Raw genomic sequence first — 19,499 nt, forward strand, 5'->3', positions numbered from 1 at the left:
TCCCGGTGGTGATACGTCTTGCGTTCCGGCCGCGAACGTCCCCCCCAGGACGGGTACGCAACCGGATCGCAGGAAACTACGACCTCGCCCCGGCCCGGTCAATGACCATATTTCTTAGAATCGGCGCTGCCCGGAGGGCTCCGGGGCCAAGCCTGTTTCGCGATTTTCGGCGAGGCTGGCTCAGAAGCTCATGAAATAGCCGCCGTTGACCGGCAGGTTGGCGCCGGTGATGTAGCCCGCGTCGTCGGCGGCGAGGAAAGCGACGGCGCGGGCGATGTCGGCGGGCGAACCGAGCCGGCCTACCGGGATGCCGGCGATGATCTGGGCGCGGATGTCGGCAGGTACGGCGGCGACCATCGGGGTGTCGCAGTAGCCGGGCGAAATGGTGTTGACGGTGACGCCCTTGCGCGCGGTCTCGCGCGCCAATGCCATGCTGAAGCCGTGCACGCCGGCCTTGGCGGCGGAGTAGTTTGTCTGGCCGAACTGACCGGTCTGGCCGTTGACCGAGCTGATGTTGACGATGCGGCCGAAACCGCGTGCGGTCATCCCTTCGATCGCGTTGCGGCACATGTTGAACACGCCGTCCAGGTTCACCCGCATCAGTTCGCGCCATTGCTGCGGCGTCATCTTGCGCAAGCTGGCATCGCGGGTGATGCCGGCGGCGTTGACCAGGATGTCGACACTGCCGTGCTGCCGTTCGATGCGCGCGGTCAGCTGCTGGCAGTCGTCGAAGTCGCTGACGTCGGCCGGCTCGAACGCGATGGCGTCGCCGAAGTCGGCGGTTTCAGCGCGGAATGCGGTCACGCGCTCCTCCCGCGAAGCGAGGTCCAGCGCGATCACCCGGCGGCCGGCCCGGGCCAGCTGGCGGCAGATTTCCGTGCCGATGCCGCCGATGCCTCCGGTGACCAGTGCGACGCGCTTGGGTAGAGCGGAATGGCTCATGGCTGTGTATCCAATGGCTTGATCATGCCGCAAGGCAGCACGTGTTGTGCTGCAGCGATCGGATCGGAAAACAAACGAACGGCGCGTCGGTGCGCGCCGTCGGCCGGGCTGGAATCAGCCGGATTTCTTGCCGCTGCGGCTGCCGGCGCCCGGGGTCGGGATCACCTGCGCGGCGGTGTCGATCAGCCCGCGCTGCAACGCCTGGAACGCGGCGAGATTGCGTTCGGTCAGGTCGTTCAGCGTGTTCCAGGGGGTTTGCCCCATCAGGCTGTTGAGCTGGCTGCGGAACTGCGTCTGCTGGTCCAGGAACACCTGCAGGCTGCGCTCCAGGTAAGGCCCCATGAAGCCCTGCAGCGAATCGCCGTAGAAGCGGATGATCTGGCTGAGCAGCTGCGGCGACAGCATCGGCTGCCCCTTGTCCTCGTGCTCGGAGATGATCTGCAGCAGCACCGAACGGGTCAGGTCTTCGCCGGTCTTGGCGTCGCGGACTTCGAAGTCCTCGTTGTCCAGGACCAGTTGGCGGACTTCCTCCAGCGTGATGTAGCTGGAGATTTCCGTGTCGTAGAGACGCCGGTTCGGGTACTTCTTGATGGTGCGTTTTGTTTGTGCCATGCGGCGAACGCTAGCAGAAGATATTGCGCCGCACCAGTCGTGGCCCGGGTGTTCATGCTGCAGCCGGCGGCTGCAGCAATTTCAGTGGCCGACCGCGCCGCCGGCGCTGCCGAACGGCGGCCTGGCGAACCAGAGCACCGGAATCAGCAGCACGAACAGGATCGCGCAGGCCCAGAACACGTCGTTCACCGCCAGGGTCAGCGCCTCGCGCGTCAGCAGCTGGTCGATCAGGCCCAGGCTTTGCGTGTGCGACAGCCCGCCATGTGACAGCTGGCCGATGAACCCGGTGGCCGCCGGATGGCCGGGGCTGACGTATTCGGTCAGCGTGGCGTGGTGGGACTCGCCGCGATGCTGCCACAGCGTCACCATGATCGCGGTGGACACGCTCGAGCCGATCGTGCGGCAGAAGTTGGACAGGCCCGAGGCGCTGGCGATCTGCTCCACCGGCAGGCCGGACAGGTAGACCTGGTTCAGCGGGATGAAGAAGCACGGGATCGCCAGGCCCATCACGAAACGCGGCACCACCAGGGTGGAGAACGAGGCGGAGCTGTCGAAGGTGGAGAACCAGTACGCGGTGCCGGCGAACACCAGGAACGCGAACGTCACCACCGCGCGCAGGTCCAGCCGGTGCATGTTCTTGCCCAGGATCGGCGCGATCAGGAACGCCAGCACGCCGACCGGCGCGGTGGCCAGGCCGGCCCAGGTGGCGGTGTAGCCCAGGGTGATCTGCAGCCACAGCGGGAACACCACGTTGATGCCGAAGAACGCGAACATGCCCAGCGACAGGCTGACCACGCCGACGGTGAAATTGCGTTGCCTGAACAGCGACAGGTCGACCACCGGATGCTTCGCGTGCAGTTCCCACACGATCAGGAAGGTGAGGCAGACCAGCGCGACGAGGCCGAGGGTGAGGATCATCGGGGAGGCGAACCAGTCGTGGTCGTTGCCGTTGTCCAGCATGAACTGCAGGCAGCCCACGCCGAGTACCAGCAGGGCCAGGCCGACCATGTCGATCGGCGCCTTGTAGGTCTTCGTCTCGCGCTTGCGCAACAAGCCCCAGGTGACCACCGCTGCGGCCAGGCCCACCGGCAGGTTGATGTAGAAGATCCACGGCCACGAGAAATTGTCGGTCAACCAGCCGCCCAGGATCGGCCCGAAGATCGGCGCCACCACCACGGTCATCGCCCACAGCGCCAGCGCGATGCCTTGTTTTTCCTTCGGGTAGTTCGACAGCAGCAGGGTCAGCGACAGCGCCACCATCGGGCCGGAACCGGCGCCCTGCAGCAGGCGGCCGATCACCAGCATCGGCATGCTGGTGGCCAGGCCGCACAGCATCGAGAAGATCACGAACAGCAGCACCGAGCCGACGAAGGTCTTCACCTCGCCGAAGCGGCGCGCCAGCCAGCCGGTCAGCGGCTGCATGATCGCGCTGGCCAGCGCGTAGGAACTGATCGTCCAGGTGCCTTCGCTGGGGCTCACGCCGAGGCTGCCGGCGATGTGCGGCACCGCGACGTTGACGATCGTCATGTCCAGCACCTCCATGAAGGTGCTGAACGCGACGGCGATGGTGAGCAGCGCCAGCGGCGCGCCGTGCAGCGGCTTCAGCGGGGCGTCGGGTGCGGCGTCGTTCGGCGTGGTGGCCATGGGGCGGCTCAGTTCGCGGCGGTGGCGTGGGGCAGGTTGGCGCGGATGATCTGTTCCGCTTCCGCATCGGCCTTGCTGGCCATCTGGTCGTAGACGTCGGTCTGCGCGACCGGCTGCTGTGTTGGCGTGTTGGCCAGCACGCTGCCCCGGTCATTGCGGATGTCGACGGTGACGTCGGTGGACAGGCCGATGCGCAGTGGATGCTTGTCCAGTTCCTTGTTGTCCAGTGCGATGCGCACCGGCACGCGCTGCACCACCTTGATCCAGTTGCCGGTGGCGTTCTGCGCCGGCAGCAGCGAGAACACGCTGCCGGTGCCGGCGCCGAGGCCGATCACCTTGCCGTGGTACTCCGCGTCGGCGCCGTACAGGTCGGACACCACCTTCGCCGGCTGGCCGATGCGGATGTGGCGCAGCTGGCTTTCCTTGAAGTTCGCGTCGATCCACAGGTCGTGCAGCGGTACCACGGTCATCAGTTGCTGGCCCGGCTGCACGCTGTTGCCCAGCTGCACGCTGCGCTCGGCCACGTAGCCGGACACCGGCGCGTAGATCGCGTTGCGCTGCGCGGCGACCCAGGCGGCGCGGAAGTTCGCGCGGGCCTGCATCACCACCGGGTTCTGCGCCACGTCGGTGCCTTCGATGGCGGCATGCGCGGCGGCGGCCTGCGCCTCGGCGGCGTTCACCGCGGCACGCGCCCGCTCCACGCCGTCGCGCAGGTGCTGCACGATTTCCGGCGATTCAGCCTGGGCGGCGATCAGCGGCAGGCGCCGCTGCAGATCCGCCTCGGCCTTCTTCAGGTCTAGCCTCGCGGCGACCACCTGCGCGTCGGCGCTGGTCGCCGAACTGGTCTGCTGGCGCACGCCGCGCACGGCCTGGGCCAGCGCGCTGCGTGCCTGCGCCAGGCGCGTGTCGGCGTCGGTACCGTCCAGCTTCACCAGTACCTGGCCGGCCTCGACGTGCTGGGTGTCGTCGGCGAGGATCGCCACCACCGTGCCCGGCACCTGCGCCGAGATCGCCACCTGGTTGCCGCCGACGTAGGCGTTGTCGGTCTTCACCCGGGTCGACAGCACGAAGAACCACAGCAGGAACCACAGCAGCGCGGCGAGGATGAACACGCCGGCCACGACCAGCAGCGCGCGCCGGCGCTTGCCCGGATCCTTGGCGGCCATGCCGCTGTCGTTGGTGTCGACGGAGGATTTGGCGGATTCAGTGGCGCTCATGGTGGGCGGCTCCGGCGGTAACAGAAGAGGAAGTGGTGGCTTCGTCGGCGGCGCGGTAGCCGCCGCCGAGTGCCTTGATCAGGGCCAGATCGGTGCTCAGTGCCTGTGCCTGCAACTGGGTCGCGGCATCGCGTTGCTGCAGCAAGGCGGTTTGCGCGCCCAGGCTTTCGCGCAGATCGCGCACGCCCTGGCGAGCCCGCGCCTGCGCATTCGCCAGCAGGCGCTGGTCGGCGTCGAGCTGGGCCCGCTGCTCGCGCTGGCGACCGGCGATCTGCTCGGCGCTCAAGGCTTGCGTCGCCACCTCGCGCGCCGCGGTCAGCACGGCGCTGTCGTACTGCGCCACGGCCGCGTCGAGCTGGGCCTTGCTCACGCCGTAGTTCGCCTCGAGCGCGCCGCCGTTGAAGATCGGCAGGTGCAGCGCCGGGGTCAGCGCGAACGTGCGGCTGCCGGCGGTGAGCAGCTTGCCCATGTCGATGCTGGACAGGCCGGCCAGTGCGGTGAGGCTGATGTCGGGGAAGAACTCGGCGCGCGCGGCGTCGGTCTGCTTCAGTGCGGCCTCGACCTGCCAGCGGCTGGCGGCGATGTCGGGGCGGCGCGCGATCAGGTCCAGTCCGCCATTTGCCGGTACGCCGCGCTCGATCGCCGGCAGCGGCCGCGCGTGGAGTTCGGGCAATTCGGCCGGCGCGACGCCGAGCAGGGAGGCCAGCGCGGCACGGCGGATCTTCGCCGAACCGTCGAGCGCCACGCGCATTTCGCGCACCGCGGCGAGCTGGGCCCGGGCTTTCTGCGCCTCGTCGGGCAGGTCCACGCCTTGCCGCACGCGCAGCTCGGCGATATGGGCGAACCGCTGTTGCGTGGCCAGCAACTGGTCGGCCAGCTGCAACCGTGCCTGGTCGGCCTGCCAGCCGAAGTAGGTGTCGGCGACGGCGTACTGGATCGCCAGCGCGGCGGCGCTGCGTTGCGCTTCGGCGGCGTGTGCCTGGTCCAGCGCGGCTTCCATCGTCGCGCGTTTCTTGCCCCACCAGTCGAAGTCGTACTGCAACTGCACGCCGAGGTCGGCCTGGTTGTACCAGCTGAAGCCGAGAAACTGGCTGGGGATCAGGCCGTGATCGCTCATCCGCTGGCGCGACACCTGCGCGCTGCCGTTGACCGACAGCCCGAGCTGCGCGGCTGCCAGTTTTGCCGACTGTTCGGCGTCCTGCACGCGGCTCTGCGCCAGCGCCAGGTCCGGCGACTGCCGCATGGCGCGATCCATCAGGCTATCCAGTTGCGGGTCGTCGTACTGGCGCCACCACTGGGCGGCCGGCCAGCCGGCACGAACGGGGGCCTGCAGGCCGGCCAGCGGCACGTCGTCGCGCAGCGCGGGCGGGCCGAGTCGGGCCGGTGCGGCGGCGCAGCCGGCCAGCGTCAGCAGGATCGCGGCGGCCAGCGCCGTGCGACCGCGGAGCGGGGCATGCTTCATCGGGGTGTCCTTCATGGGTGGCGGCTTTCGCTCAACTGGTCGAGGTTGCCGGACAGCTTGCGCAGCAGGCGGTCAAAATGGCGTTTGTCGGTGTCGCTGAAGCCGGCGAACATGGTGGCGACGCGGGGAAACATCGGCGGCAGCATCTTCTGCACGAAGCGCCGTCCGGCCGGGGTGATGCGGATCAGCACGCGGCGGCGATCCTCCGCGCTGGCGCCGCGGGTGATCAGCCCGCGCTTGACCAGCGCATTCGCGATGCGGGTCATGTTGGTGGCGCCCTGGGTGGCGTACTCACACAGCTCGCCCGGGGTCGAGCTGCCGTCCGGGCGGCTGTACAGGATCATCAGGGTCAGGAATTCGCTGTGGTTGAGCTTGTGCGGCTTCAGCTTGAATTCGAGCTCTTCCTCGATGTCGTCACCCAGCATCAGCATCAGCCGGCACAGCCGCGCCTCAAGCGCGGGCATCTGCGGGATGATCTGGCTGACCCGGCCGATACCCTCGTCCATCATCGCGATGCAGTTTGTCAAACGCGCCATTTCACTGATTCATATTTCACTAGTGAAATAAAAGTAGCAAACTCCGATTGTCGCTTGCAAGTGACCGATGGCACGGATGTCAGTCGAGCCGGAACAGGCGGCGGGCGTTGGCGCTGGTGGCGGCGGCGACGTCGGCCTCCGGCTCGCCGCGCAGCGCCGCGACGCAGCGCAGCACCTCGGCGACATGGGCCGGTTCGTTGCGTTCGCCGCGGTGGGCTGCGCCGGGCTGGTCCGGGGCGTCGCTTTCCAGCAACAGGAACTCGACCGGCATCTGCGCCACGATTCGGCGCAGGCGCTGTGCGCGCTCGTAGGTCACCGGGCCGCCGATGCCCAGATGGAAGCCCAGGTCCCACAGTTGCCGCGCCTGTTGCTCGCTGCCGGAAAAGCTGTGCACCACGCCGCGCAGGCCGCCGCTGCGGCGCAGGGTCAGCGTGACTTCCTCCAGCGCGCCGCGGGCATGCACGATCACCGGCAGATCGTGCTCGCGCGCCAGTTGCAGCTGGCGCAGGAAATAGTGACGTTGCAGTTCGCGATCGAGGCCGTCCACGTGGAAATCCAGGCCGATCTCGCCGACCGCTACCGGACGGTTCTCGTTCAGCCATGAAGACAGGGCGTCGACATGTTCCGGCGCATGGTGGGACAGGAACATCGGATGCAAGCCGTAAGCGGGATGCAGGCCGGCCTGGCGGGCGCAGAGGTCCCTGATCACCGGCCAACTGTCGGCATCGACGGCCGGAACGACCATCGTGCCGACCCCGGCTTGGCGGGCGCGTTCGATGACCGCGCCACGGTCGCCGGCGAAGGCGTCGTCATCGAGATGAACGTGACTGTCGACGAGTCGGGACATGATTTGTTTTTCGTGCACTGGCAGAGAGTTCTGCGATTTCCACGTGAAGATAATGTAACGAGCGTGAGCTAGCTGCGATTCAGTTGAATAACGGTTCAATGGCTACGCACGTTATTGCGCAGGCGCCCCGGGTGCCCGGCAATGCCGCCAAACAAACAGAGGAGAGGGTTGTGATGAACAGGTTGACAGTCAATGTACTCAATATCGCCATCGCGGCGGCACTCGCGGTCGGTCTCTCGGCCTGCAACCGGAATGCGGATGCGGGCGCCTCCAACGCTTCCGCCGATGCGGGCGCCAGCGCAAGCGCGGACGCCGGGGTCAAGTACGCCAAGGTGGTCAGCGTCGACCCGGTGCGCTCGACGGTAAACAACCCGAAGCAGGTCTGCCACGACGAGACGGTCACGCACACCGCGCCGCCGAAGGACGAACACCGCATCGCGGGCACGGCGATCGGTGCGGTCGTGGGCGGCCTGGTCGGCAATCAGGTTGGCGGCGGCAAGGGCAAGACACTGGCCACGGTGGCCGGTGCGGTGGGCGGTGGTTATGCCGGCAACCGCATTCAGGCGAGCCGCCAGCATGCGCAGGTGACCTCGTCGGTGGAGCGCAAGTGCGAAACCGTCAACAACACCAGCACCAAGATCGTCGGCTACGACGTGCGCTATGAATACAACGGCGTCACCCGCACGGTGCGCATGGATCATGATCCGGGTGACCGTGTGCAGGTGCAGGAAGGCGTGACGGCCGTCTCGGACGCTCATTGAAACGACCCCCAGCAAAGGAAGTGACCTCATGAACGCACTGCCCAGCAAGTTCGCCCTGGCTGCCGCGATGACTGCCGGTTTGGCTCTCGCCGGCTGCGCCACTTCACCGTACGGCAACAACCGCAATTACGATCGCGGCTACCAGGGCCAGCAGAGTGGCTACGGTTACGGCGACCGCAACGTGCGCTGCCAGACCTGCGGCGTGGTGCAGGAGGTGCAGCAGGTCTACACCGACGGCGGCGGCAACGGCGGCACGCTGGGAGCGATCATCGGCGCGGTTGCCGGTGGCGTGCTCGGCAACCAGGTCGGCAAGGGCGATGGCCGCAAGGCTGCCACCGTGGCTGGCGCGGTAGCAGGCGGCGTCGTCGGCAACCAGGTCGGCAAGCGCAGCGGCGGCAACGACGTCGCATGGCGCATCGTGGTGCGGCTGGACAATGGCCAGTACGCCACGGTGACCCAGCGCGAGAATCCCGGCGTCCGCAGCGGCGACTACGTCGAGGTGCGCGGGGATCACGTATACGCACGCTGATTGGAGCATATGGACGTCTGGACGTCCAAAATCAAAAGGCCCTCGTAAGAGGGCCTTTTTTATTTCATCGCCGATGCGCGGAATCAGTTCACCGCGTAGAACGCATGTTCGCCGATCGTCACGCTGGGGCGGTTTCGCGACCATGCGGGGGAGATCGCCGTCGTGGCGAAATGGTCGGCGCGCGGCACCAGCATGCGGCGCTGTGCGACAGGGAGCTGCCAGTTCTGGATCGACATGCCGGCCACCCGCCATGCCTTGTTGAAGGCTTCCAGATTGGTGATTTCGAACGAGCCGGGCGTGGTCGTCGTCGCGAACTGGTGAGGCGAGGTCACCACTTTGCATACGGTGTCGCCCCAGCGGCCGCGATCGCGACGGCGCAGGGCCACTTCCGCCACGGCAAGCTGGCCGTTGGTGGATTCGCTGCGCGCCTCGAGGTAGACGGTGGTGGCCAGGCAGGCCTGGTCCGCAACGGGCTGGGGCATCAGTGTCGTCAGCCACAACAGCATGGAAAGTTTCATGGTTCTGCCTCCAACGTGCTGTACGCGTAAAGCAGACCGCAGCTTCATGCGCCGTTGCGGTGGACGGGCGGGCAGGCCGTTCCACCTGGATCAATCGCCGTGGCCGAAACTTGTGGCCAAGACGCTTTGCCACGGGATTGTGGCGGGTCGAACGGCGGTTCAGGCCGGTCGGGGGATTTGGCTGTTGTCGGGCGTTGCGCGGCCGCGTCGGCCGTGTTGCCTTCGACTACTACGCACTCGTTGGCTGCGAGGCGGTGTTCCATCCGGCGATGCTGCCGCCGGGTCGCGCCGATTCGGATTCTTCCGGTTCGTCGCGTACATCGACACCCCGTGTTCCGGATGTCGCGATATTCGATCGGCGGAGCCTAGTGGCGGAATTTGCCGCTGGCAAGTGCCGGGGTGCCGAAGTTTATCTGACGCTCACGATTCGTTGACGATGCCATGACGAACGAATTGCCTCGTCGCGACGCGTATCGATCATGCCGGCCATGACGTGACGAGTTCCATCACGAAGTTGCCGTCGAGTGCTTGCACATGCGTGCCGCCGGCTTGCGCTGCAACGTCGTCGCTCAACACGACGAGTGCCTCGATGCCGTCGTCCGCCGCGATGGCTTCGAGTACGCAACCGATCTCGCGTCCGTCGCTGCGCAGCACATCGCCGGCATTCGCTGCTTGCGACAAAGTGACGCGATGCAGGTGTCGTTTGTGTCCGCCGCGGAAATGCAGTCGCGCGACGATTTCCTGGCCGGGGTAGCAGCCCTTGTCGACGGCGACCGCGTGCAGTCGCTGCAGCGACAGTGCCGGCGGCAACAGTTCATTCAACAGTTGCGTCGGCAGCCACGGCCAGCCCGCGCGCAACTGCGGCAAACGCCATGCATCGTCGCCGTTTCCGGAAGCGGCGATGCGCAGGCTGTGCGTGTCGCAGCCGAACGACACCGTTGCGCCGTCCTCCATGATGGCGTTCAGCGGCAGTGACGGACCCGTAGCGAGCGTGCGCGGCGGCAGCGCGGCCACGCTGACTTTCGAACGGAACACGAAGCGCCGCAGCGCATCGGCCGTCGCGGCGGCGACGCCGCCGCGCAGCAGCACCAGATAGCGGTCGTCGGCGAGACGGGCCAGGTGGAACAACGCGCGCACGCGTCCTTGCGGGTCGAGCCATGCGCTGAATTGCCACTGGCCGACGGCGAGCGAGCTGACCGCGCTGCTGAACTGCGCGTGCGCGAAAGTCGTCGCGTCGGGGCCTTCGATCAACAGAGTTTCGGCAGGATGGTATGTCGGCATGAGTCACGCAGAGTTGGGGGCAGGTGGCGCCGGGTACAAGTGCGATACGGCAGTCGCGACTTCGCTGGCGCATGGCGCATGGTTGTACTGCATTGCCGCAAGTATTAACCTTTGTCGGCTTACAAAAACCATGTCCGATACCTCCTTCCCAGCCGAGTCCACACCTGCTTCCGTTCCGACGGAAACGACTGCCGTGCCTGTCGGCCCGGCAGCGGACAAGGCACCAGGGGAGCGGCCGGCCCCCGATCCCACGCGTTATGGTGATTGGGAAAAGAACGGGCGCTGTATCGACTTCTGAACGACCGCACGGCGCGTGTCGCCGTTGCGTACCGGGACAGGGGAAGGTGCGGCATGGACATCAGCGATTCCACACAGGATAGCCGCCATGGCAGACACGCAACGACCGCTCTCCCCGCATCTGCAGATCTACAGGAAGCAGGTGCAGATGATGACCTCCATCACGCACCGCGCCACCGGCATCGCGCTGGCTGTCGGCACCTTGTTGGTGGTTTGCGGCCTGCTGCACCTGGCGGCGGGCGAGGAGAGCTTCAACCACTTCAAGGGCGTCATCGGCAGTCCGGTGGGCCTGATCCTGCTGCTCGGCTGGAGCTGGTCGCTGTTCTATCACCTGTGCAACGGCATCCGGCACCTGGTGCAGGATGCCGGCCTCGGTTACGAAATTCCCCAGTTCATCCGTTCCAGCTGGCTGTCGGTCGCCGGCAGCATCGTGCTCACGGTGCTGGTGTGGGCTTATGTATGGATGGCCGGAGGTGCGGCATGAGCGCCAGGGACGCTGTCGTGAAAGACCGCCGCAACCCGCTGAAGACCGCCCGCGGCCTGGGTTCGTCGCAGTCCGGCGTGGGCCACTGGTGGACCCAGCGGGTGACCGCGGCGGCACTCGTGCTGCTGGGCATCTGGTTCGTGGTCACCGTGCTGTGCCTGCTGCATGCCGACTACGCCACCGCGCGCGCCGCCGTGGCGAAGCCGTGGAACGCGCTGCTGCTGATCGCGTTCGTGCTCACCATGTTCTGGCATGCCGTGCTTGGCCTGCAGGTGGTGATCGAGGACTACGTGCATACCCGCTGGAAGGAAGTCGTGCTGATGGTCGCGATCAAGTTCCTCGCGGTGCTGGGCGCGCTGGCTGGCGTGCTTGCCGTGCTGCGCATTGCGCTGACCCCATAACAAGACGCGAGGCCGCGATTTCATGGAAAGCTACAAAGTTCAGCAGCATCTGTATGACGTGATCGTGGTGGGCGCCGGCGGCGCCGGCCTGCGCGCCACGTTCGGCCTGGCCGAGAAGGGCCTCAAGGCCGCCTGCATCACCAAGGTCTTCCCCACCCGCTCGCATACGGTGGCGGCGCAGGGCGGCATCTCCGCCGCGCTCGGCAACATGGGCGAAGACGACTGGCGCTTCCACTTCTACGACACCGTCAAGGGTGGCGACTGGCTCGGCGACCAGGACGCGATCGAGTACATGTGCAAGCACGCGCCGGAGGCGGTGATCGAGCTGGAGCACTACGGCGTGCCGTTCTCGCGCACCGACGAAGGGAAGATCTACCAGCGCCCGTTCGGCGGCATGACCACGCATTACGGCAAGGGGACCGCGCAGCGCACCTGCGCCGCGGCCGACCGCACCGGCCACGCGATCCTGCATACGCTGTACCAGCAGGCGCTGGCGCACGACGCCACGTTCTTCATCGAATACTTCGCGATCGACCTGATCTTCGACGAAGCAGGCGTCTGCCGCGGCGTGCTTGCGCTGGACATGAACGAGGGCACCTTGCACTTCTTCCGCGGCCAGGCCGTGGTGCTGGCCACCGGCGGCTACGGCCGCGCCTACTTCAGCGCCACCTCGGCGCATACCTGCACCGGCGACGGCGGCGGCATGGTGCTGCGCGCGGGCCTGGCGCTGCAGGACATGGAGTTCGTGCAGTTCCACCCCACCGGCATCTACGGCGCCGGCTGCCTGATCACCGAAGGCGTGCGCGGCGAAGGCGGCTACCTCACCAACTCCGCGGGCGAGCGCTTCATGGAGCGCTACGCGCCCAGCGCGAAGGACCTGGCTTCGCGCGACGTGGTCAGCCGCGCCATGACGATCGAGATCCGCGAAGGCCGCGGCGTCGGCGAGCACAAGGACCACATCCATCTCAACCTGATGCACCTCGGTCCCGAGGTCATCCACGAACGGCTGCCGGGCATCGCCGAGTCGGCGCGCATCTTCGCCGGCGTGGACGTGACCAAGGAACCGATCCCGGTGTTGCCGACCGTGCACTACAACATGGGCGGCATCCCGACCAACTATCACGGCGAAGTGGTGCAGAAGCGCGGCGACGACGTCGACGCGATCGTGCCGGGCCTGTTCGCGATCGGCGAGGCGGCCTGCGTGTCGGTGCATGGCGGCAACCGCCTGGGCTCGAACTCGCTGCTCGACCTGGTGGTGTTCGGCCGTGCGGTGGCGCATCGCTGCGCCGAGCTGATCGAGCCGGGCGCGGCGCACAAGGACCTGCCGACGAACGTGCTGGACAAGTCGCTGGCCCGTTTCGACGCGCTGCGCCATGCCAAGGGCGGCACGCCGACGGCGCAGATCCGCATGGCGATGCAGCGCACGATGCAGAAGGATGCCGCGGTGTTCCGCACCGGCGAGACGCTGGCCGAGGGCAAGCAGAAGATCTCCGAGGTGTTCGACATGTTCCAGGACGTCGGCGTCAGCGACCGTTCGCTGGTGTGGAACTCCGACCTGATCGAGACGCTAGAGCTGTCCAACCTGCTGGCGCAGGCGGTGGCTACCATGCATTCGGCCGAGCAGCGCCCGGAAAGCCGCGGTGCGCATGCGCGCGAGGACTTCCCGGAGCGCGACGACGTCAACTGGATGAAGCACACCCTGGTGTGGGTCGACGAAGCGGGCAAGTCGCGCTTCGATTTCCGCCCGGTGCACATGAATCCGATGACCGACGAGGTCAAGGCCGTGCCGCCGGCGAAGCGGGTCTACTGAGCCTGCGCTTGCAGGCGGCATCACATCATCAGGTCGTACGGTCGGGGCGCAAGCCCTCCTGCAGAAAGTCGAAGGGTCCAGCACATGGCAGAGTTTTCGCTACCGAAGAATTCAAAGATCCAGCCGGGCAAGCACTATCCGGCCAAGGATGCGAAGAAGCCGCGCACCTTCCGCATCTATCGCTGGTCGCCGGATGACGGGCAGAACCCGCGCATCGACACCTACGAGGTCGACCTGGCCGCGTGCGGTCCGATGGTTCTGGACGCGCTGCTGAAGATCAAGAACGAGATCGACCCCACGCTGACCCTGCGCCGTTCCTGCCGCGAGGGCATCTGCGGCTCGTGCGCGATGAACATCGACGGCACCAACACGCTGGCCTGCACCCGCGCCATCAGCGAGTGCGCCTCGGGCGACGTGAAGATCTACCCGCTGCCGCACATGCCGGTGGTGAAAGACCTGATTCCCGACCTGACCCACTTCTACGCGCAGTTCGCCTCGATCAAGCCGTGGATCCGCACGCAGAGCCCGGCGCCGGATCGCGAGCGGCTGCAGTCGCCGGAGGAACGCAAGAAGCTCGACGGCCTGTACGAATGCATCCTGTGCGCGTGCTGCTCGACCAGCTGCCCCAGCTATTGGTGGAACGGCGACAAGTACCTGGGCCCGGCGATCCTGCTGCAGGCCTACCGCTGGATCGTCGACTCGCGCGACGAAGCCACCGGCGAGCGCCTGGACGACCTGGAAGACCCGTTCAAGCTGTACCGCTGCCACACCATCATGAACTGCACGCGCACCTGCCCGAAGGGCCTCAACCCGGCCAAGGCGATCGCCGAGATCAAGAAGCTGATGGTGGAGCGGCGTTCGGCCTGACCGTGCCGGGCATGGTTCGACCACGACAGGCCGCCGCGTGCGGCCTGTCGCGTTCTGGCACAACGGCTACACTTCGCATTCATGGATACGACCGAGTCCCGTGATGGATGAAGCCCGCATCAAGCGCCTGCGCTGGCGCACCCGCCGCGGTACCCGCGAACTGGACGCCTTGTTCGGCGGCTGGCTGGACGAGCGCTTTGCCGGTGCGGACGAAGCGCAGCAACAGGCGTTCGACGAACTGCTCGACGTGCAGGACCCGGACCTGTGGGACTGGGTGATGGGCCACGCGCGCCCGGAACGGGCGGACTGGCAGGCGATCGTCGATGACATCCGCGCCCGCCATCGGCTTTGAGTACCGGCCGTCGCGGTTGTTGCGGCGAATGCTGATCGTGGCCGCCGCCCTGGCCGTGCTTGCCGTGGCGCTGAGTGCGCTGGCTGCGTGGCTGAAGCTGCTGCTCGTGACAACCGTGTCGCTGGCGACCTGGCATGCGCTTCGCCGCCTGGCCACGAACCCGATCGCGGCAGCCGGCTGGAGCGCCGACGATGCCTGGACGCTGCGCCTGACCGACCACGAGGACGTGCCGGCCACGCTGGCCTCGTTCCGGGTGCTTGGCGCGTTCGTGCTGCTGCGCCTGCAGACGGCGGAGCGTGGCGTGCAGGTGCTGCTGCTGGGGCCGGACAACAGCGACGCGGACATCCGCCGGCGCCTGCGCATGCGCCTGGCCACGATCCAGCCGGGCGAAGCCGTGCCGCGCCTGTGACCGGCCGGCAACTTCGCCGACGCAGCGCGGTCTGAGCGAATACCTGATAATGGACGACCGGGCGGCCCGCCCTGCGATCCCCGACAAGCGACCCGCCCATGTTTCGACCGCTCGAACTCTTCATCGGCTTGCGCTACACCCGCGCCAAGCGGCGCAACCAGTTCATCTCGTTCATCTCCACCGTTTCGATCGTGTGCATCGCGATCAGCGTGATCGCGCTGATCACGGTGATGTCGGTGATGAACGGCTTCGACTACCAGATGCGTTCGCGCATCCTCGGCGCGATCTCGCACGCCACCGTATCCGGCATCGGCGAGAGCGTGCAGGACTGGCCGCGCGCGCTGCAGATCGCCGAGGCCAACCCGCACGTGCTGGGCGCCGCGCCGTACGTGGAGAGCGAGGCGATGCTGCTGGCGCGGCGCTCCAGCGGCGCGCTGGTGCGCGGCGTCGAGCCGGCGCAGGAACCGAAGGTCGTCGACATCGACAAGCACATGCTCGAAGGCAAGCTCAGCGAGCTGACCCCGGGCAGCTGGAACATCGTGCTGGGCCGCGAGCTGGCGATGACGCTCGGCGTGACGGTCGGCGACCGCGTCACCATGGCGGTGCAGCAGCTGCGCGCCACGCCGATGGGCAGCGTGCCGCGGATGCGCAGCTTCCACGTGGTGGGTACGTTCGAGCTGGGCATGGAGCAGTTCGACTCCGGCCTGGCCCTGGTCAACATGAGCGACGCCGAGAAACTCAACGACTTGAGCGGCCCGACCGGCATCCGCCTCAAGCTCGACGACCTGTTCAACGCCCGTCCGGTCGCGCGCGAACTGGCCGACCAGCTCGGCCAGGTCTACCGGGTGCAGACCTGGATGGACACCAACGCGAACCTGTTCGCCGCGCTGTCGATGGAGAAGATGGTGATGTTCATCATCCTGTCGCTGATCATCCTGGTCGCGGTGATCAACCTGATCTCGATGCTGATGATGCTGGTCACCGACAAGCAGGCCGACATCGCGATCCTGCGCACGCTCGGCGCCACCCCGCGCAGCATCATGGGCATGTTCATGGTGCAGGGCGTGCTGGTGGGCTTCGTGGGCATCGGCTTCGGCGTGGGCTTCGGCTCGCTGCTGTCGTGGAAGCTGCCCGGCATCATCAAGTGGATCGAGCACACCTTCCACGTCACCTTCCTGTCGCCGGACGTCTACTACATCAGCGAGGTGCCGAGCCGGCTGGACTGGCACGACGTGGGCTGGACCGCGCTGCTGACCTTCGCGTTCTCGCTGCTGGCCACCCTCTATCCCGCGTGGCGCGCCTCGCGCACGCAGCCGGCGCAGGCGCTGCGCTATGAATAAGGCCGTCATGAATTCCACGACCGAACACGTGCTGCGTGCCAGCCACGTCGCCAAGACCTACGACGAAGGCGGGCTGCGCACCGAAGTGCTGAGCGACGTCAGCTTCACCCTGAAGCGCGGCGAGACGATGGCGATCGTCGGCGCCTCCGGCTCGGGCAAGAGCACCTTGCTGCACATCATCGGCGGGCTCGACACGCTGACCGCCGGCGAAGTGGAAGCCGATGGCCGCGTGCTGTCGAAGCTGTCCGACGCCGAGCGCGGCCGCGTGCGCAACCGCTCGCTCGGCTTCATCTACCAGTTCCACCACCTGCTGCCCGAGTTCACCGCGCTGGAGAACGTGTGCATGCCGCTGCTGATCCGCGGCACCGCGATCGCCGAGGCGCAGAAGCGGGCCATGGCCTTGCTGGAACGGGTCGGCCTGGGCGGGCGCACGCACCATAAGCCGTCCGAGCTGTCCGGCGGCGAACGCCAGCGCTGCGCGGTGGCGCGCGCGCTGGTGACCAAGCCGGCCTGCGTGCTCGGCGACGAGCCCACCGGCAACCTCGACGAAGGCAATGCCGCGCAGGTCTATGCGCTGATGCTGGAACTCAACCGCGAGATCGGCACCAGCTTCGTGCTGGTCACCCACGATCCGCACCTGGCGGCGAAGATGGACCGCACCCTGGTGCTGCACAACGGCGTGCTGCAGGAAAGCCCGAAAGCCTGACGCTCTGGCTCCTTCCCCCGCAGCGTCGGGGGAGAGAGACGACCCCGTGCTTTCAGGCGGGCGCCTACACGCTTTTCGTCTTCATCGCTGCAGCCATCACGCTAGGCTCGGACTCTTCCAGGATGGAATGAGGCACGACATGGCGCGACTGGGGGCGATCACGGCGGCGTCGGCCTTGCTGGCCGGCGTGCTGCTGGTGCAGTGGTTGCCGCAGTTGCCGCCGCACTGGATCGTGGCCCTGTTGCTGCTGGCGGCCGCGTTGCTGGCCTGGCGTTGTCCGCGCTGGCGCTGGCTGGCCTGGCTGCTGTTCGGCATCGCGTGGGCGGCGTGGCGCGGCGGCGTGGCGATGGACGCGCGGTTGCCGCGGGCGCTGGAAGGGCGCGATTTCGTGGTCGTCGGCACGATCGCCGACCTGGCGCTGGCGCACCCGGATGCCAGCCGCTTCACGCTGCAGGTGCAGCAAGCCACGCTGGACGGCCGGCCGGTCGCGCTGCGCGGTCGCGTCACGGTGGCCTGGTACGACGGTGCGCCGCCGCTGCGCTCGTGTTCGCGCTGGCGCCTGTCGTTACGGTTGAAGCGGCCGCGAGGGTTGCTCGATCCGGGCGGTGCCGATAGCGAACGTTCGGCGCTGGAGCGCGGCATCGTCGCCACCGGCTACGTGCGCGACGATCCCGACAACGCGCCGCTGGCCGGCGCGCGCTGGTGCGTCGACGGAGTGCGCGACGCGGTGGCCCGCGGCATCGCGGCGCGCGTGCGCGACCGGCATGACGCGGCCCTGCTGCAGGCGTTCACGGTCGGCGACACGCGCGGGCTGCAGCAGCGAGACTGGGCGGTGGCGCGCGCGAACGGCGTGTCGCACCTGATCGCGATCTCCGGCTTCCACGTCGGCGTGGCGGCGGTGTTCGGCGTGTGGCTGGCGTGGCTGGCCTACGCGTTGTGGCCGCGGCTGGGGCTGTGCTTGCCGCGGCCGCAGGCGCAGGCCGCGGCGGCGCTGCTGGTGGCTGCGACGTACAGCGCGCTGGCCGGCTTCGGCCTGCCCACGGTGCGCACCCTGCTGATGATCGCGGTGGTGGCGCTGGCGCGCTGCAGCCGTCGCGGCAGCAGCGGCGCGCACTCGCTGGCGCTGGCGATGATCGCGATCCTGCTGGCCGATCCGCTGGCGGTGCTGGCGGCAGGTTTCTGGCTGTCGTTCGTCGGCGTGGCGTTCCTGATGCTGTGCCTGCAATCGCGCGGCCGCGGCCTGCGCGCGTTCCTGCACGAGCTGTCGGCCGGCCAGTTGGTGATGACGGTGGCGCTGCTGCCGCTGACCTTGTGGTTCTTCGGCCAGGCTTCGCTGGTGGGCGCGTTGTCGAACCTGATCGCGGTGCCCGTGGTCAGCTTCATGATCGTGCCGTGCGCCTTGCTCGGCATGCTGTTGCTGGGTTTGTGCCCGCCGCTGGCCGCGCCGGTGCTGTGGCTGGCCGCGCGGACCGCGCATGCGCAATGGTGGCTGCTGGAACAGATGGCGACGTGGCCCGGTGCGCACTGGTATCTGCCCGCGGTGCAGGCGCATGCGCTGCTGCTGGCCGTGCTCGGCGCGCTGTGGCTGTTCCTGCCGCGCGGCGTGCCGCTGCGCGGGCTCGGCCTGCTGCTGTTCCTGCCGCTGCTGTGGCCGCCGTTGCCGCGGCCGGCGGAGGGCGCCTTCCAGGTGTGGGTGCTGGACGTGGGGCAGGGCTTGTCGGTGCTGCTGCGCACCCGTGATCACGTGCTGGTCTATGACGCAGGCGCGCGTTACCCGTCCGGCTTCGACCTGGGCGAGGCGGTGGTGTTGCCGTCGGTTCACGCGCTGGGCATCGGTCGGTTGGACATGCTGATGATCAGCCATGGCGACAACGACCATGCCGGCGGAGCCGAGGCGGTCGCCGACGCCTTCCCGCAGGCGCAGCGCTATGCCGGCGAGCCGTCGCGGATGCGCGTGCCGATGCAGCAATGCGTGGCCGGGCAGGCGTGGCAATGGGATGGCGTGCGTTTTCGCGTGCTGAACCCGGCCCGTGGTGCGGGCGACCGCGACAACGACAGTTCCTGCGTGCTGCTGGTCGAGGGGCGCGGCGGGCGTCTGCTGCTGACCGGCGACATCAGTTCGAAGGTGGAGCCGCAGGTGGCGGCGGCGCTCGGTCCCGGGCCGCCACCGGTCATGCTGGTACCGCACCACGGCAGCAAGACCTCGTCCAGCGCCGCCTTCATCGCCGCCGTGCGGCCGCGGTTGGCCGTGGTGTCGGCGGGCTGGCGCAACCGCTTCGGCCACCCGAAGCCGGAGGTGCTGGCGCGCTACGCCGCTGCCCACGTGCCGGTGTTCGATACGGCCCGGCAGGGCGCGATCCCGCTGGATTTCCCCGCCGATGCGCCGCCGCGGCGCGAACCGGGCTGGCGCCGGCGGCAGGCGCGCTATTGGCGTGAGTGACGGGTCAGGCGGGGAATGCCACGCATGCCGCAGTACAGCGGGGC

At 67.8% G+C, this 19,499-nt stretch carries 21 protein-coding genes; 12 read left to right on the forward strand and 9 right to left on the reverse strand.

The features are described from left to right. Positions 1-180: 180 nt before the first annotated feature. The 7 genes from phbB to KK131_RS12900 all read right to left on the reverse strand — a co-directional run bounded on the left by phbB (position 181) and on the right by KK131_RS12900 (position 7,260). Complete coding sequence (gene phbB, locus KK131_RS12870) at positions 181-942, reverse strand: acetoacetyl-CoA reductase (RefSeq protein WP_214557118.1); 762 nt, start codon at positions 940-942, stop codon at positions 181-183. A gap of 114 nt (positions 943-1,056) precedes the next feature. Continuing rightward, entirely contained in the window at positions 1,057-1,554 is a 498-nt protein-coding gene (gene phaR / locus KK131_RS12875; protein WP_214557119.1) for a polyhydroxyalkanoate synthesis repressor PhaR, read from the reverse strand. Positions 1,555-1,635: 81 nt separating this feature from the next. Then, on the reverse strand, positions 1,636-3,198 hold the full coding sequence (locus tag KK131_RS12880; protein WP_214557120.1) for a DHA2 family efflux MFS transporter permease subunit: 1,563 nt from the start codon (positions 3,196-3,198) through the stop codon (positions 1,636-1,638). An 8-nt stretch (positions 3,199-3,206) separates the two neighbouring features. Further along, positions 3,207-4,415, reverse strand: coding sequence for an HlyD family efflux transporter periplasmic adaptor subunit (locus KK131_RS12885; RefSeq protein WP_214557121.1), 1,209 nt, complete (start codon positions 4,413-4,415; stop codon positions 3,207-3,209). After that, positions 4,402-5,877, reverse strand: coding sequence for an efflux transporter outer membrane subunit (locus KK131_RS12890; RefSeq protein ID WP_214557122.1), 1,476 nt, complete (start codon positions 5,875-5,877; stop codon positions 4,402-4,404). The genes KK131_RS12885 and KK131_RS12890 overlap by 14 nt, the downstream gene beginning before the upstream one ends. Before the next feature lie 11 nt (positions 5,878-5,888). Further along, positions 5,889-6,413: a MarR family transcriptional regulator gene (locus KK131_RS12895; protein WP_214557123.1), complete on the reverse strand. Its 525-nt coding sequence runs from the start codon at positions 6,411-6,413 to the stop codon at positions 5,889-5,891. 79 nt (positions 6,414-6,492) lie between these two features. Next, complete coding sequence (locus KK131_RS12900) at positions 6,493-7,260, reverse strand: TatD family hydrolase (RefSeq protein ID WP_214557124.1); 768 nt, start codon at positions 7,258-7,260, stop codon at positions 6,493-6,495. Between the two features lie 173 nt (positions 7,261-7,433). Between KK131_RS12900 and KK131_RS12905 the strand changes: the two genes are divergently transcribed. Then, positions 7,434-8,021, forward strand: coding sequence for a glycine zipper 2TM domain-containing protein (locus KK131_RS12905; RefSeq protein ID WP_214557388.1), 588 nt, complete (start codon positions 7,434-7,436; stop codon positions 8,019-8,021). Between the two features lie 28 nt (positions 8,022-8,049). Then, positions 8,050-8,550: a glycine zipper 2TM domain-containing protein gene (locus tag KK131_RS12910; protein WP_214557125.1), complete on the forward strand. Its 501-nt coding sequence runs from the start codon at positions 8,050-8,052 to the stop codon at positions 8,548-8,550. An 83-nt stretch (positions 8,551-8,633) separates the two neighbouring features. On the opposite strand, the gene KK131_RS12915 is transcribed toward KK131_RS12910, so the two are convergent. Both KK131_RS12915 and KK131_RS12920 read right to left on the reverse strand, forming a co-directional pair. Then, positions 8,634-9,068: a cell wall hydrolase gene (locus KK131_RS12915; protein WP_250887250.1), complete on the reverse strand. Its 435-nt coding sequence runs from the start codon at positions 9,066-9,068 to the stop codon at positions 8,634-8,636. Positions 9,069-9,545: 477 nt separating this feature from the next. Continuing rightward, positions 9,546-10,319, reverse strand: coding sequence for a folate-binding protein (locus KK131_RS12920; RefSeq protein ID WP_250887251.1), 774 nt, complete (start codon positions 10,317-10,319; stop codon positions 9,546-9,548). A 160-nt stretch (positions 10,320-10,479) separates the two neighbouring features. Here KK131_RS12920 and KK131_RS12925 point away from each other — a divergent pair, with 160 nt between their 5' ends. The 10 genes from KK131_RS12925 to KK131_RS12970 all read left to right on the forward strand — a co-directional run bounded on the left by KK131_RS12925 (position 10,480) and on the right by KK131_RS12970 (position 19,455). Beyond that, positions 10,480-10,647 (forward strand): DUF1674 domain-containing protein, encoded by a 168-nt coding sequence (locus KK131_RS12925; RefSeq protein ID WP_214557390.1) that lies wholly within the window; start codon positions 10,480-10,482, stop codon positions 10,645-10,647. 87 nt (positions 10,648-10,734) lie between these two features. After that, positions 10,735-11,130 carry a succinate dehydrogenase, cytochrome b556 subunit gene (gene sdhC / locus KK131_RS12930; protein WP_214557127.1) on the forward strand — a complete coding sequence of 132 codons (396 nt, stop codon included), beginning with the start codon at positions 10,735-10,737 and terminating at the stop codon, positions 11,128-11,130. After that, positions 11,127-11,531: a succinate dehydrogenase, hydrophobic membrane anchor protein gene (gene sdhD, locus KK131_RS12935; RefSeq protein WP_214557128.1), complete on the forward strand. Its 405-nt coding sequence runs from the start codon at positions 11,127-11,129 to the stop codon at positions 11,529-11,531. The genes sdhC and sdhD overlap by 4 nt, the downstream gene beginning before the upstream one ends. 22 nt (positions 11,532-11,553) lie before the next feature. Then, positions 11,554-13,341, forward strand: a complete 1,788-nt coding sequence (sdhA, locus tag KK131_RS12940) for a succinate dehydrogenase flavoprotein subunit (protein WP_214557129.1) — start codon at positions 11,554-11,556, stop codon at positions 13,339-13,341. Between the two features lie 84 nt (positions 13,342-13,425). Beyond that, positions 13,426-14,208: a succinate dehydrogenase iron-sulfur subunit gene (locus KK131_RS12945; RefSeq protein ID WP_214557130.1), complete on the forward strand. Its 783-nt coding sequence runs from the start codon at positions 13,426-13,428 to the stop codon at positions 14,206-14,208. Positions 14,209-14,311: 103 nt separating this feature from the next. After that, the gene (locus KK131_RS12950) at positions 14,312-14,560 is read left to right on the forward strand and encodes a succinate dehydrogenase assembly factor 2 (RefSeq protein ID WP_214557131.1); all 249 of its coding nucleotides are present in this window, start codon (positions 14,312-14,314) and stop codon (positions 14,558-14,560) included. After that, positions 14,532-14,969: a protein YgfX gene (locus tag KK131_RS12955; RefSeq protein WP_214557132.1), complete on the forward strand. Its 438-nt coding sequence runs from the start codon at positions 14,532-14,534 to the stop codon at positions 14,967-14,969. The genes KK131_RS12950 and KK131_RS12955 overlap by 29 nt, the downstream gene beginning before the upstream one ends. A 98-nt stretch (positions 14,970-15,067) precedes the next feature. Continuing rightward, positions 15,068-16,309, forward strand: a complete 1,242-nt coding sequence (locus KK131_RS12960; RefSeq protein ID WP_214557133.1) for a lipoprotein-releasing ABC transporter permease subunit — start codon at positions 15,068-15,070, stop codon at positions 16,307-16,309. Between the two features lie 7 nt (positions 16,310-16,316). Further along, positions 16,317-17,015 (forward strand): lipoprotein-releasing ABC transporter ATP-binding protein LolD, encoded by a 699-nt coding sequence (gene lolD / locus KK131_RS12965; RefSeq protein WP_214557134.1) that lies wholly within the window; start codon positions 16,317-16,319, stop codon positions 17,013-17,015. 139 nt (positions 17,016-17,154) lie between these two features. Beyond that, a complete protein-coding gene (locus KK131_RS12970; protein WP_214557135.1) occupies positions 17,155-19,455 on the forward strand; it encodes a DNA internalization-related competence protein ComEC/Rec2 in 2,301 nt (766 codons plus the stop codon). Positions 19,456-19,499: the final 44 nt, after the last annotated feature.

It is taken from the genome of Rhodanobacter sp. LX-99 (genome assembly GCF_018599185.1).
Lineage (GTDB): Bacteria > Pseudomonadota > Gammaproteobacteria > Xanthomonadales > Rhodanobacteraceae > Rhodanobacter.